This is a genomic window from Tenacibaculum sp. (assembly GCF_050290165.1).
GTDB lineage: Bacteria > Bacteroidota > Bacteroidia > Flavobacteriales > Flavobacteriaceae > Polaribacter.
Genome location: NZ_JBNKHD010000004.1, coordinates 176,037 through 191,024, shown reverse-complemented (window position 1 = coordinate 191,024; position 14,988 = coordinate 176,037). Strand labels below are relative to the sequence as shown.

Below are 14,988 nucleotides of genomic sequence, written 5' to 3'. Positions count from 1 at the left end.
TCTATCTTTTTAAAACTAAAAAGCCTTTTGCTTCTGTTGATTTTTCTTCTTTTGAAATTTTTATATTAAAAAAATATGTTCCTGCTGGTAATTCATCACCTCCCATACTTGTCATTTTATTAGCAACACCTCTAAAAACATTAAACTGGTTATCGTATCCTTTTATCTGAAACACCATATCTCCCCATCTATTAAAAATAGTTACTATGTTGTCTTGATACTCTTCTATTCCTTTTATCTCCCAAAAATCATTCACTCCATCACCATTCGGAGAAAAACCGTATTTGGTTTCCCCTATTAAGCCTACTTCAGTTCTAAAACTAATTTCTGAACATCCGCTAGCACTTCCTACGGAATTGTAAGGAGTTACCGATACGTATATTGTTGTTGTTTCTGGTAATGTATTTGCTAGAGTGTAACTTGTACCTGCTACTACTTCATTATTCACGATATCTGTTCCTCCTGAAGTAGTTCCGATTGAAAGATAATATCCATCTGCATCGGTCACTGCGTTCCAACTTATTCCGGTATTAACACTTACATTAGTTGCTCCGTTGGTCGGAACTGTGATTGTTGTACAATTCGGCGCGGTTGGTAATGTTTCTGTAATGAAACTAATTTTTGAACATCCGCTAGCACTTCCTACGGAATTGTAAGGAGTTACCGATACGTATATTGTAGTTGTTTCTGGTAATGCGCTTGATGAGGTGTAACTTGTACCTGTTACTACTTCATTGTTTACGATATCTGTTCCTCCTGAAGTAGTTCCGATTGATAGGTAATATCCATCTGCATCGGTCACTGCGTTCCAACTAATTCCTGTGCTAACACTAACATTCGTTGCTCCAATGGTTGGAACTGTGATTGTTGTACAATTCGGCGCGGTTGGTAATGTTTCTGTAGTAAAACTAATTTCCGAACACCCCGTAGCATTTCCTGCAGAGTTGTATGGAGTTACCGATACGTATATTGTAGTTGTTTCTGGCAATGCATTTAATGGGGTGTAACTTGTATTTGTTACTACTTCATTATTCACGATATCTGTTCCTCCTGAAGTAGTTCCGATTGATAGGTAATATCCATCTGCATCTGCTACCGCATCCCAACTAATTCCTGTGCTAACACTTACATCAGTTGCTCCATTGGTTGGAACTGTGATTGTTGTACAATTCGGTGCGGTTACAATTGTTCCTCCAGTAGTAAAACTTTCCTCTACACAACCTATTGCATCTCCTACATTATTGTATGGAATTATACGAACATAATGTTTTCTATTCTCTTGTAGGTTTTGACTAAAACTATAAGAAGTACTATTTCCTACATCAATACTATTCACTACTTCTATTCCTCCTTGAGTAATTCCTACACTTACTAAATATCCTGTAGCTTCTGCAATTGCATTCCAAGAAATATCAGTATTTAACGGAACATTAGTTGAACCATTTATAGGGTTCACTAAACTTGTACAAGTAGGTGGTACTGGAATAAACTCTGCTTTAAAAGACTCCTCTCCACAGCTTATTGCTTCTCCTTCGTCGTTATAAGGAGTTATAGTTACAAAAATATCGGTGTCTTCTGGTAAATCTACAGGTAAGTCATATGTTGTACTAGTACCAACATCAATATTATTAAGAATATCTACTCCTCCAGAAGTAGTTCCTACTGTAAGTCTATATCCATCTGCATTACTTATAACATTCCATTCTAAATCTGTACTTACAGATATTTCTGTATCACCAGCAAGTGGTAAAGTTAAATTGGTACAATTTGGTACTGTTGATGGAGCTGTTGACACAGTAAAGCTTTCTTCTACACAAGGTCCTACTGCATCTCCATTTTCATTTGAAGGTACTATAGTAACATAAACTGTTTCACCTCCTGAAAAATCTGATGGAAACTCATAAGTGGTAGCATTTACAATAGTTTCATTTATTATGGTTCCAGAAGGTTCAATTCTAATTGATAAAACATATTCACGCGCATACAAAACAGATTCCCATGTTAAGTTGGTATTTACAGGCACATCCGTTTCTCCATTAAAAGGAGCTATCAATTGTGTACACTCTGGAATAGGGCAATCTAACACATCTCCAGTAAAAGACCATCCAAAATTATCAATCATTGATTGCCTTTCTTCTACAGCATCACAATATGGAAGTGTATTTGCTCCTAAATTTATTCCAAGAGTTAAGGTTTGTTCAGACCATGCAATAAGCGTATTGTCGTAATTTACTCTAGTAAGAGCTGTATTATCTAACATGTTTTGCATGTCAGTTACACCACTAACATTCCAGTTTCCTAAATCTTGATTAAAAGCTATAGCATTATTAAACATAGCGTTCATCGATACAGTATTTAATAACCATTGATCCAAAGCCTGATTAAAGGAACTTGCTCCTTGAAACATTCTATCCATGCTAGTTACTGCAGTTGGTCTCCAATTATTAATAGGCTGATTGAAGTTTACTGCCCCGTTAAACATATCTTGTGTTGTAGTTACTTTTCTGATATTCCAACTAGCTATAGCTCCATTAAAAGCCTTTGCTTCTTGGAACATTCCTTGCATAGTAGTTACAGATGCAACATTCCAAGAGTCTAGAGACTGATTAAAAGATGTTGCTTGTCGAAACATTTCTTGCATAGTAGTAACAAATGAAACATTCCAATTATTGATATCTTGGTTAAATGCAGACGCTCCATAAAACATTTCAGCCATTGTTTGTGCTTCACCAGTATCCCAATTCGTTAAAGGTTGGTTGAATATTTCTGCATTTTTAAACATTGCTTCAAAGTTTGTAACTACAAAAACATTCCAACTTCCCAATGGATTATTAAAAGCAATAGCGTTTTCAAACATTGAAGGCATTAATGTCACGGAGCTTACATCCCAAGAATTTAATGATTGATTGAAAGCAATAGCATCTTGAAACATTTTTCCCATGTTAGCAACTGCACTTACATTCCAACTACCTAATGGTTGATTAAATACTTTTGCTCTTTGGAACATACCAGACATGTTAACTACTGAGTTTACATCCCAAGAATTTAACGGTTGGTTAAACTTTTGAGCATTATAAAACATTAAACTCATGTTAGTTACGTTGGTAACATTCCAACTATTTATATTTTGATTAAAAGCACTAGCACTATTAAACATGCTTTCCATATTGGTAACCTTAGATACATCCCAAGAAATTAAAGACTGGTTAAAGTCAATACAACTCAGAAACATTTCGGACATATCTGTAACACTGCTTACATCCCAATTACTAAGAGGTTGGTTAAACATCACCGCTCTTTCAAACATGCTACTCATGTTAGTTACATTGGTTACATTCCAACTATTAAGATTCTGATTAAATACAGCTGCACTATAAAACATTCCTCCCATATTTGAAACATTTCCTGTGTTCCAATTTCCAATGTTTTGATTAAATTTTGATGCACTACTAAACATGTACCCCATATCTGTAACATTACTTACATCCCAATTATTAAGTGGTTGATCATAAATTGAAGCTCCTCCAAACATACTACTCATATTGGTTACATTACCTACATTCCAATTATTAAGTGGTTGGTTATAAATTGAAGCCCCTCCAAACATACTACGCATGTTGGTTACATTACCTACATCCCAATTATTTATGTTTCCATTAAATTTTCTACATGAGTTAAACATTCTTTCCATATTCATTACCTTGCTAAGGTTAGGAATATCCGTAGCATTGTACTCCATATTTATACAGCTTGAAAAAGCCTCGTACATACTTTCCCAAACTTGGGTTCCCCATTGGTCTATAGATAGTAACTTGTAAGAATCTCCTACGATTTTATGTCTAGGAGAAGGAAAAGTACCTATAATACTCACTGTATAAATACCTGGAGTAAGATATGTATGCGTAATATCTCCTGTAACATTATGGTTGTACTGTCCATCTCCCCAATCTATAGAATAGTCATAAGTAAGATATTCTGGATAACCTCTATTTGTTTGTATTTTTAATTGGTTGGTTGGGGTGGTAAGTGACGACTGTATACTTGTATCGTAAGTAAGCTTAAATGCATTTGGATTATTTACCCAACTTTCTATTACTGTAAAACTAATTTCTTGACATCCTGTAGCTGGCCCTTCATCATTATAGGGAACAACCGTTACATATACGACATCTCCTGCTATAAATTCATTGATAAAGTGTACACCCACTACATTTCCTACATCTTCATTATTATATATAACTTGAGAAGTGGCTCCATTTTCTCTTCTTACACTAATTCTATACCCTGTAGCATTAGGTGCTGGGTCCCAACGAATATCACTATTTGCAGGGACTTGAGTATCTCCCGCTTGCGGCATAGTTATTTGAGTACACAATACATAAGAACAGTTTACAATATCTCCTGTTATAATCCATCCATTATCATCTATTAAACTTTGTCTCTGGTTTAAGGCATCACAATAATTAAGGTTCGTAGCTCCTAGATTAACATTGTTTTGAACTGTTTGTGCATCCCAAGCTATAAGAATGTTATCATAATTTTCTTGAGAAATACCACTATTCGACAACATATTTGTCATACTTGTCACATTAGATATGTTCCAGGATCCTATATTCTGATTAAATGAGGTAGCCTGATTAAACATATAAGACATGTTTTTAACATTTGCTGTTTTCCAAACACTTATATCTTGATTAAAAGATGTAGCCCCATCAAACATATACTGAAAATCAGTAATATTGCTTACATCCCAAGTATTCAAAGGTTGATTAAAAGCTTCTGCTCGTTGGAACATGTTACGCATATTAGTAATATTGCTTACATCCCAAACATTTAAAGGCTGATTAAAAGCTTCCGTTCTTTTAAACATACTTTCCATATTAGTAACCTTACTAATGTTCCACGAGCTAATATCCTTATTAAAAACAGTCGTACCTTCAAACATCCCTGACATATTAGTAACATTACTTACATCCCAATTACTTATAGGCTGGTTAAAACCAGAGTTATCTCGAAACATATGATTCATATCAGTAACATTGCTTACATCCCAGTTACCTATCGGTTGATTAAAAACCGCTCCCCATGCCCATCCATCAAACATACCTGACATATTTGTAACATTACTTACATCCCAATTGTTTAGAGGTTGATTAAAGGTTCTGTTTCTAAAAAATAACTTGGACATATCAGTAACATTACTAACATTCCAACTATTTAAAGGTTGGTTGAATTTAGATTCGCTAAACATTCCCACCATTGTTGTAACACTACTTACATTCCAATTATCTATTGGATTATTAAAGTTAGAGTCCTTAAATGTGTTATCCATGTTGGTAACATTACCAACATTCCAATTATTCATTGGCTGGTTATAAACACTAGTGTAATAAAAAGCACCTTCCATATTAACAACACTAGCCACATTCCAGTTATTAATATTTTGGTTGAATTTACGAGCTCCATATAAAAAGTTTTCTAATGTGGTTACCGCTGATGTATTCCAGTTATCTAATGGTTCATTGAAGATTTTTGCATTGTTAAAAGTGTTAGACATATCTGTTACATTAGATGTGTCCCACTGATCTAAAGGTCTATTAAAAATTACGCAATTCACAAACAACCCTGAAATATCAGTTATGGTACTTATATCCCAATCATTCATAATACCATTAAATAATGAACAATCTCTAAATGCATTTCGTAAGCTAGTAACTTGACTTAAATCTGGTGGAGTAATAGCATCAAAATTTAGGTTTTTACATCCGTAAAATGCATTCTCCATACTTTGCCATTGAATAGTACCCCAAGACAAAATTTCGATAATTTTGTTAACGTCTCCTGTATTGTTAAAATAAATCGCAGGAAACGTACCGTCTATTTTAACTGTATAAGTTCCTTGTGTAGCATAGGTATGTATAATATCTCCTGTTACATTTGAATCTATATTCCCATCACCCCAATCAATAGTATAAGAATAAGTATAAGCTGAATTGGTTGGAATTTTTATTTCATTGGCACCTGAAGATCCTGTACTAATATTTGCAGTATTCCATAAAGAAGTGAACGACTGCGAAAACAATTGACTACTTAAAATAAAAAAAAGTGCTGCAAAACTATTTTTTAAAAATTTACATATAAATTTTCTCATTCTTTTTAATCTATTTTTTTAAACTTCGTCTTAACTAATCATCTAAATTTTGCAACATAGCATATGAAGTGAAACTACCCAATCATTAAGTAATGATTATAAGTACTTGTTTGATTATCCTATCAACTCACTTTACGCTTCACTATACAATAGTTAAATTCTATATAACAATGCTGCTTATATGATAAATAATAGGGCGCAAAATACAATTGTTTGTTGTCATAGAAGTATCATTCCAAAGAGTGGAACCTATTTTATTTGTTTTTTTTATTCAGTGTCAGTTGGTAACAAAAATCATCAAATTCAAACGAAAATACTTCTGATAAATGACAGCTACTCAGTGATACTTTTCTTTTTCTTAATCGCTTTTTTTCAAAATAAAAAGTGTCTTGTAAATATGATAAACATACTACAGGACACTTCTTATCAAAAACCACAAAAATTTGTGTATTTACTTAATAGGTTTTAAAGAGTTTAAATTATTTACAATCATATACTCCAACAATACTTCTTTTGGGTAAGTATCAAATAAGTTATCAGCGTCAAATAAACGGCTTTCCAAACCATTCAAATACAACTTACTGAAGAGTTCTAAATCTACATCCGCTCTAATCTCTCCTTTTTCTTTCGCTTCGTTTAATAACATCATTATGTCATTGGATACAATATTCTCAGTTTCCATTTTATAAGCATCAAACGCATTCGGATAATATTTTTTCAAACCAAAAATAAATGAAGGTTTAAACTTAGCTACATACACAAAAATGACTTCATATATTGCTATTACCTTATTTAATGGTGTCTTATCAGAATTAAAAATAGGAGCTACATCAATTTTAAACTCGTTTATTAGCTGTTTAATACTTTCTATGATCAATTCTTCTTTAGATGAAAAGCAAGCATATATAGTTTTTTTTGAAATCCCCAGTAGTTCAGCGATTTCATCCATCGTTGTATGCTTACTGCCAAACATTATAAACTTTTCTTTGGCTACCTCTATAAGTTTTTTTCTATTACTCATAAGAGTTACTTATTTCCAACCTCCACCTAAAGCTTCGTATAAGTTTACTACACTTAACAACTGATTTAACTTATTATCAATCACATTTAACTCAGCATTTAAGGCACTTTCTCTAGCGGTTAACAAATCTAAATAGTTAGCATATCCATTTTTAAGTAACTCCTCAGAGTTTAACTCTGCTCTACGTAAAGCTTCTACTTCATTTTTCCTGTATTCAAACTTCTTTGTTTCTGCATTGTAATCAAAGAGAGCATTCGAAACTTCATTTCCTGCAGTTAATAAGGTCTTTTTAAAATTCAACAAGGCTTGTTCTTGTTGTGCTTTTGCAACTTCGTGCTGCGTTCTTATCTTTCTCTGATTAAAAATTGGTTGTGTTAATCCTCCAATAATATTTGCAAATAACGAATTGGCACTTAAAAGTTCATCTAACTCTAAACTCTGAAAACCACCATTAGCTGTTAGTGTTAAAGACGGATAAAAATTACTTTTGGCTACATTCGTCATTTCAAAAGCTTTGATTAAGCCATATTCAGCAGTCATAACATCGGGTCTATTACTCAACAATGCTACTGGAACCCCTAACTTGATATCTGCTGAAAGCTCTTGTTCTTCAAGTTTGCTTCTTTCAATCACCACTGAAGTTCTACCTAAAAGTAAATTCAATGTGTTTTCGGTTTTAAAAATCGCTGCTTCTAAATCTACTTTTAATGCTCTTGCTTTATTGTATTGAGCTATATTTTGATCCACTGCTACTTGTGTAACTTGCCCCGCGTTTTTCAACTCTTGAATCGTACTAACACTACTCTCTCTAGTGGCTATCGTTTTATCTGTAATTTCTAACTGAGCATCTAAAGCCATCAATTGATAATAGGTTGATGCTATTGCCGAAACTAATTGAGTTTTTACCGCTTGATGGGCAGCTACACTTTGTAAGTAACCAGCTTTTCCTGCACGTTTATTGCTTCTAATCTTTCCCCAAATATCCGCTTCCCAAGAAAGGCTTCCTGTTAATTCATACTGATCTATAGAACCGTTAAAAAAAGATCCAAACTGACTATTTTTTGACAACTCTTGATGTGTAACTTTTGCATTCGCACTTAAAGTAGGAAAATAACCCGCCTTTCCTTGTTTCATATAAGCTTCTGCAGCCGCCATTTGTTGTAATGCTACACGAATATCTAAGTTATTTTGAAGTCCTTCTTCGATATACATTTTTAAGTGAACATCTTCAAACATATCTTTCCACGATACATCTGCCATAGACAAACTATCTTTTGGCAAGTTATCGGTACGATACAAATGTTCTGTTTCTTTTAACTCTGGACGTGTATAATCTTTAGCAACGAAACAACTTTGTAAGGTTGTAGCCATAACGACTACAACCAATGTTTTATTTATAATAGCTTTCATAATTAATCTTCTTTTATTTCAACAACCACTGGTTTACTCGATACTTTTTCTTGTAGCCATTGGAAAAGGATAAATAAAATAGGAATCACAAATACTCCTAAAACAGTTCCTATCAACATACCTCCTGCTGCTCCTGTTCCAATAGAATTATTTCCTTCTGCTCCTACTCCTTTAGCCAATACTAATGGCATTAACCCTAAAATAAAGGCGAATGAGGTCATTAAAATTGGACGCAAACGTGCTTTGGCTCCATGAATAGCTGCATCAACTAAACCTTCTCCATTTTTTCTACGCTGAAGCGCAAACTCCACTATCAAAATCGCATTTTTGGCTAATAAACCTACCAACATGATTAGTGCAATTTGGAAATAGATGTTGTTTTCTAAGCCTAAGAATTTTGTGCTTATATAAGCTCCAAAAATTCCAAATGGCAACGATAATACTACAGCAAATGGTAACAGATAACTTTCGTATTGCGCACTTAATAAAAAGTAAACAAACAAAATACTCAAGATAAAAACGAAAGTTGTTTGATCCCCTGCATTTACCTCTTCACGTGTTAACCCTGAATAAGCTACGGTATAATTACTTGGTAATTTTGCCACCTCTTCTTCAATAACTCTAATAGCATCTCCTGTACTAAACCCTGGATTTGTTGCTCCTGAAATTTTTGTTGAGTTGAATAAGTTAAAACGTGTAACCGATTGTGGTCCATACACACGCTTCAAACTTACAAACTGTGTAATTGGTGTCATCTCACCTGAATCCGTTCTAACATACATACTATTTAAATCATCAACCTTAGCTCTGTCTTCAGGTAATGATTGAATATATACTCTGAACTGCTTACCAAATCTTGAAAAATCAGAAGCATACACCCCACCAATATATCCTTGAAGTGTTGAGAAAATGCTATTAACAGGAACTCCTTTTTCCTTTGCTAATGGTACATTTACTTCCATTTCATATTGAGGATATTTTGTATTGAAAGCAGATTGTGCATATCTAATTTCTGGATGCTTCATTAGTGCCATACAGAATTCTTGATTGGCTTTATCTAAATCTGTAAACTCACCTCCAAACTTATCCAGTAAGTTTACTTCAAAACCAGCTGAGTTACCAAATCCTCTAATACTTGGTGGTGAAAAGAAAATAATATTTGCTTCTGGTATTTTTGAAGCAATACCAAATAGTTTACCAATGATTGCTTGAGAAGATAATGAAGGATCTTTACGTTCGCTCCAATCTTTTAGTTTTAAGAATCCTATAGCGTAGTTACTCCCTGCACCACTAATTAAACTTCTACCTTTTACAAAAGAAAGCCCTACAACTCCTTCCATATTTTCTGTTTTAGCATATAAATCTTTAGTAACTGCATCTGTTCTATCAAGTGATGCACCCGCTGGCAACTCTATATTTACAAAAACAATTCCTCTATCTTCATTAGGCACAAATCCTGTAGGAGTAGTATTTGATGCCCAGAAAATCCCTAGTCCTGCAATTACTAATAACAATGCAGACACCCATTTTCTTTTGTATAAAAACTCTAAAGATTTTCCATATTTGGAAACCGTTGCATTAAATCCACGATTAAAAACCGTGTAAAAACGTTGTAACGGATTTTTCCCTTTTAATTCTTCATCATGTTTATGTTCTTTTAATAATAACGCACATAATGCTGGACTTAAGGTTAAGGCGTTTACTGCGGAAATTAAAATAGCAATGATTAACGTTACTCCAAACTGTTCATAAAACACTCCTGTTGGTCCTGAAATAAAAGTTACTGGAATAAACACTGCAGACATTACTAAAGTAATAGACACAATAGCTCCGGATATTTCACTCATTGCTTTTAAAGTTGCACTCTTAGGCTTCTTTTCTCCATCATCCATCTTAGCATGCACAGCTTCAACCACTACAATGGCATCATCAACCACAATACCAATAGCTAATACTAATGCAAATAAGGTTAATAAGTTAATTGAGTAACCAAAGACATTTAAAAAGAAGAACGTACCAATAATTGATACTGGAACTGCAATAGCAGGAATTAGAGTAGATCGAAAATCTTGCAAGAAGATAAACACTACTAAAAACACCAATAAAAAGGCTTCTATTAAAGTATTTACCACCTTATCTATCGAAGCATTTAAGAATAAACTGGTATCGTATGGTATAAAAATATGTAATCCTTCTGGCAAGTCTTTTTCTATACTATTTAATGTGGTTTTTACATTCTCTATAATTTCCTGAGCATTTGATCCCTTAGTTTGAAAAATCCCCATAAACACGGCATGATGCCCTAAACTTTCAGCATTTGAAGAGTACGATTGAGCGTCAAGCTCTATAGCGGCTACATCATTTAAGCGTAAAAACTCACCATTTCCTAATGCTTTAATTACAATATCTCCATATTGTTTTGTTTCTTTAAAACGTCCGCTATAGGTTAATACATATGAAAATGATTCTCCACTATTTTCTCCTAAAGCACCCGCTGCTGCTTCTAAGTTTTGTTCTTTTAATACCGCAGTGATATCTGAAGGTATTAAGTTGTAAGCTGCTAGTTTTTCTGGTTTTAACCAAATACGCATAGCGTAATCTTGTTGAGAGAATACACTTACATCACCTACCCCTTTTACACGTTGTAACGCAGGAATTACATTGATTTTTAAGTAGTTTTGAATAAAAGTTGCATCGTATTCTTCGCTATCTGTATACATAGACAAGAACATTAGTGCACTTGTTTCTTGCTTTTGTGTGGTAACCCCTGTTTGCTTTACCTCTTGTGGTAATAATGGGTTTGCTCTTGCTACACGGTTTTGTACGTTTACAGCTGCGATATCTGCATTAATACTCTGATCAAAATACACGGTAATATCTGCTGTACCATTATTTGATGCTGTAGAAGTGATGTAAGTCATTCCTTCCACCCCATTAATTTGCTCTTCAATAGGAATAATTACACTTTCTAAAACCGTTTCTGCATTGGCTCCTGGATACGTTGCTAGCACTTTAATGGTTGGGGGTGCTATATCAGGATATTCTTCTATAGGCAAGCTAGTAATACTAATAATACCTAGCATTACTATGATAATAGAAATAACTGTTGAAAGAACGGGTCTTTCAATAAATGTTTTTAACATAGTTTATAAGTTTCTAGTTTTTAAATAATGCTGTGATAGGTTTTGTAGCTTCAACATAAGAAACTTCTTTAGGGGTGATTTCCATACCGTTTCTTAATTTACCTACACCCGTAGTAACAATTTTATCATTAGCGTTTACACCTGATTCTAAAACATATAAATTGTTTATAGCAGATTTAACTTTCACAATTGTGTTTACTACCTTATTACCTTCACCTAATTTATAAAGCATTATTTTTCCTTGTTGCTCATAGGTTGCTTCTTGCGGAATCACAATCGCATTTTCGTATATCGTAGGAATTTGGATTTTACCACTATTTCCATTTGTTAAAAGATGGTTAGGATTCTTAAAAATCGCTCTTAAACTTACAGTTCCTGTATTTTGATTCACCTGTCCGGTACTTGTTTGTATTTTTCCTTTTTCAGCATATACAGATCCATTTGCTAAAATCAAATTCACCTCTTGGAAATTAGAAAGTTTTTCTTCTAAATTCTTTCCTTCAGCATTCTGTAAAAAGTCTAAATACTGTGTTTCATTCAAACTAAAAAAAGCATACACCTTACTTATGTCGCTTACGGTAGTTAATGGTTTTGGATCGTTAGGACTTATCAAAGTTCCTTCTCTAAAATTAATAGCTCCAACATAACCATTTACTGGACTCTTAATAGTTGCATATCCTATACTAGCAACAACACTACTATAATTTGCTTTGGCTTGAGCTAAATTTGCTTTCGCTGTTTCCAACTGCACTGGGCTAATAATATTCTTTTCTACTAAAGGAATTAGTTTATCTACCTCAACTTGTGCTACTTCTACACGAGCTTTTACTGCTCCTGCATCTTGACTTAAAGACTGAGTTTCTAATTTAAATAACACTTGTCCTTTGCGTACTTTTTGTCCTTCATCAACTAATACCTTTTGAATATATCCAGATACTTTGGCTCTAACATCACTATTTACAATCCCTTCTAAAGTTGTTGGATATTCCGTATATCCTGTTACGCTTTGCTGCTGTATTTTTGTAACTGGAAAAGTAGCTGGAGGAGCTTGTTTTGCTGCCTGAGGTTGCTTTTTATTACAACTTGCAAAAAAGCCTGTTATAACAACCAATGCTACTATACTTGTATATTTTGTTATTCTTTTCATTCTTATTTAATTAGTATTTATTTTGTTCTATGATGGTTTCTTTTAATTTACTTATTGACTCTATCGCTCCATTAAGGAACTGTATAAAACTTTCGTGATAGTGAAAATCAAATTTATCTTCTTCACTTAAGCTTTCATTTACTTTAGCTTTGTATCCCATAATTTCAACATGCAATTGTTTTTGCTCTTCCCATCCATCAATCATGGCACTTATATCTTGCACCATAGTATCTCGATTGATTATGAAGTATCTTTTTCTATCTCCTATTTTTGTGAAGTAATTTATTTTTTTCAGATTTTGTAAGTGACACAGATGAGTAGAAATGGTACTTTTACTTGCACAAAGATTGGTAACTAAATCCTCAAAAGTTGTTCCCTGCTTCCCTGTTAAAATTATATACGATAAAATTCTAGCTGCTACAGGTGCCAGACCATCTCTATTTTCAAGAAAAACCCCTAGTTTTTCTACCAACTCACATTTTTTTCGATTCAAACTATTCATCTACATTAAATTTCAATGCAAAATTAAATATAGTTCGGAACAAACCGAACTAAACGAAGTTAAACATTTGTTAAACACTTGTTAAATCAAAAAAGCGAGAATTACATTCCTTTTTTAATTAAAAAAATGTTCGTTGTTAAACAGTTAATCAATTTTTTTATTTTAAAGAAAAATTGTTTCTTTAACGAGGGAAGAAATAGTATAAATGTATTAAGAGCATACATATAAACAAGTTAGCTACACTACTTACAACCAAACATATCGACAATAAATAAAGAGAATATGGATAACTCAATATCAATAAAAGAAGCAATTTGGAACCAATTCGGGGCATGTCTCGATATGCTTGAAAATGCAATTACTATGTGTCCTGACAAACATTGGGACACATCATTAAATTTTTGGTATACATCTTATCATAGTATTTTTTGGACAGACTATTACCTAACAACCGAACCGAGTAAATTTGAACCACCTACTCCATTTACACTTTCTGAATTTGACCTAACAGGTAAAAAGCCCGACCGAGCATATAACAAGACAGAGTTGCTTGATTACTTAGAACATTGCCGACAAAAAGCAAATAAACTTATTTCGGGATTGACTATAGAAAAACTCAACGACCGTTGGGTTAACGAGAACAAAAACTTCTCCTTACTTGAAGTTTTGTTTTATAATATAAGACATATTCAGCATCATTTGGCTCAGCTTAACTTAGTACTAAGACAAACAATTAACAACGCTCCAAAATGGGTAAGTCAAGCAAAAAAACTTAGTGTAAGGTAAATCAAAATGTAAACAGACAAAGTATAGCAACAGCCAATAGCTGTTTTACATTATGTGAGCCAATATATCTCAGAGAAACATTTATATAAAATCTCCACTATATAAGTCCGTAAACCGTTAAAATCAAAATTACTTTGTAATTCTAAAAAAATATTAACCATTTACAAATTAAGGCTTTAAATTTTTTATTTGTACAAGTGGAGAGACTCGAACTCTCATACCTCATGGCACTAGACCCTAAGTTTTAAATTAGTATTTCTACATAACAATAAAAAACAATAAACGGGGTTATTAATACCATTCTGTGTACTTTATAGTACACTTTTTGTCATAAATGTTTCAATTAATTAAATCCCCAAACATGAAAAACTTACTTATTATCCTTTTATTATTTTTTACGTATTCAGTCTCTGCTCAAATTTCCTTTAACACAGGAAGTGTTCAATTAGATTCTGATTTGAATGTTATTAACGCCGATGCTAACCTAAACTTTGGAGCTTTTAAAACTAATTTGAGCGTTTCCTATAATGTTTCCGAGAAGAAAATTGGATACATGCAAGGAAGTATAGGTATGAAGGCAGGGGAAATCTATTTGGCTCTGGAGATATGTAAATTATCAAGAAAACCGATAGATGACGTAATTATCATTTATAAAACTCATAAAAATAAAGGCTGGGGTTATATAGCAAAACAATTAGGAATCAAGCCTGGATCTGCGGCGTTCCACCAGTTAAAGAACAATGCTAATTCCAAGAAGGGCAAGTCTAAAGGAAAAGGACAAAGCAATGGAAAAGGCAAAGGAAAAAAGAAATAAAAACATAAAAATTT

At 33.2% G+C, this 14,988-nt stretch carries 8 protein-coding genes; 2 read left to right on the top strand and 6 right to left on the bottom strand.

The annotated features are described in order from the left end of the window. Position 1: 1 nt before the first annotated feature. From ACQY6M_RS05945 to ACQY6M_RS05920, 6 genes are all read right to left on the bottom strand, one after another. Positions 2-6,151: a BspA family leucine-rich repeat surface protein gene (locus ACQY6M_RS05945; RefSeq protein ID WP_428741326.1), complete on the bottom strand. Its 6,150-nt coding sequence runs from the start codon at positions 6,149-6,151 to the stop codon at positions 2-4. A 451-nt stretch (positions 6,152-6,602) separates the two neighbouring features. Beyond that, on the bottom strand, positions 6,603-7,172 hold the full coding sequence (locus ACQY6M_RS05940) for a TetR/AcrR family transcriptional regulator (RefSeq protein WP_428741327.1): 570 nt from the start codon (positions 7,170-7,172) through the stop codon (positions 6,603-6,605). 9 nt (positions 7,173-7,181) lie between these two features. Then, the gene (locus ACQY6M_RS05935; RefSeq protein WP_428741328.1) at positions 7,182-8,582 is read right to left on the bottom strand and encodes an efflux transporter outer membrane subunit; all 1,401 of its coding nucleotides are present in this window, start codon (positions 8,580-8,582) and stop codon (positions 7,182-7,184) included. Between the two features lie 2 nt (positions 8,583-8,584). Beyond that, positions 8,585-11,725 (bottom strand): efflux RND transporter permease subunit, encoded by a 3,141-nt coding sequence (locus ACQY6M_RS05930; protein ID WP_428741329.1) that lies wholly within the window; start codon positions 11,723-11,725, stop codon positions 8,585-8,587. Positions 11,726-11,738: 13 nt separating this feature from the next. Further along, positions 11,739-12,872 carry an efflux RND transporter periplasmic adaptor subunit gene (locus ACQY6M_RS05925; RefSeq protein ID WP_428741330.1) on the bottom strand — a complete coding sequence of 378 codons (1,134 nt, stop codon included), beginning with the start codon at positions 12,870-12,872 and terminating at the stop codon, positions 11,739-11,741. Between the two features lie 10 nt (positions 12,873-12,882). Beyond that, on the bottom strand, positions 12,883-13,374 hold the full coding sequence (locus tag ACQY6M_RS05920) for a GbsR/MarR family transcriptional regulator (protein ID WP_428741331.1): 492 nt from the start codon (positions 13,372-13,374) through the stop codon (positions 12,883-12,885). A gap of 282 nt (positions 13,375-13,656) precedes the next feature. On the opposite strand from ACQY6M_RS05920, the gene ACQY6M_RS05915 reads away from it, so the two are divergent. Both ACQY6M_RS05915 and ACQY6M_RS05910 read left to right on the top strand, forming a co-directional pair. Beyond that, the gene (locus ACQY6M_RS05915; RefSeq protein WP_428741332.1) at positions 13,657-14,160 is read left to right on the top strand and encodes a DinB family protein; all 504 of its coding nucleotides are present in this window, start codon (positions 13,657-13,659) and stop codon (positions 14,158-14,160) included. A 361-nt stretch (positions 14,161-14,521) separates the two neighbouring features. Beyond that, positions 14,522-14,974, top strand: a complete 453-nt coding sequence (locus ACQY6M_RS05910) for a hypothetical protein (protein ID WP_428741333.1) — start codon at positions 14,522-14,524, stop codon at positions 14,972-14,974. Positions 14,975-14,988 lie beyond the last annotated feature (14 nt).

Coding starts and splice junctions, on each gene's coding strand:
- ACQY6M_RS05920 (WP_428741331.1), bottom strand. CDS start 13,374: ATGAATAGTTTGAATCGAAAAAAATGTGAGTTGGTAGAAAAACTAGGG.
- ACQY6M_RS05910 (WP_428741333.1), top strand. CDS start 14,522: ATGAAAAACTTACTTATTATCCTTTTATTATTTTTTACGTATTCAGTC.
- ACQY6M_RS05930 (WP_428741329.1), bottom strand. CDS start 11,725: ATGTTAAAAACATTTATTGAAAGACCCGTTCTTTCAACAGTTATTTCT.
- ACQY6M_RS05945 (WP_428741326.1), bottom strand. CDS start 6,151: ATGAGAAAATTTATATGTAAATTTTTAAAAAATAGTTTTGCAGCACTT.
- ACQY6M_RS05925 (WP_428741330.1), bottom strand. CDS start 12,872: ATGAAAAGAATAACAAAATATACAAGTATAGTAGCATTGGTTGTTATA.
- ACQY6M_RS05940 (WP_428741327.1), bottom strand. CDS start 7,172: ATGAGTAATAGAAAAAAACTTATAGAGGTAGCCAAAGAAAAGTTTATA.
- ACQY6M_RS05915 (WP_428741332.1), top strand. CDS start 13,657: ATGGATAACTCAATATCAATAAAAGAAGCAATTTGGAACCAATTCGGG.
- ACQY6M_RS05935 (WP_428741328.1), bottom strand. CDS start 8,582: ATGAAAGCTATTATAAATAAAACATTGGTTGTAGTCGTTATGGCTACA.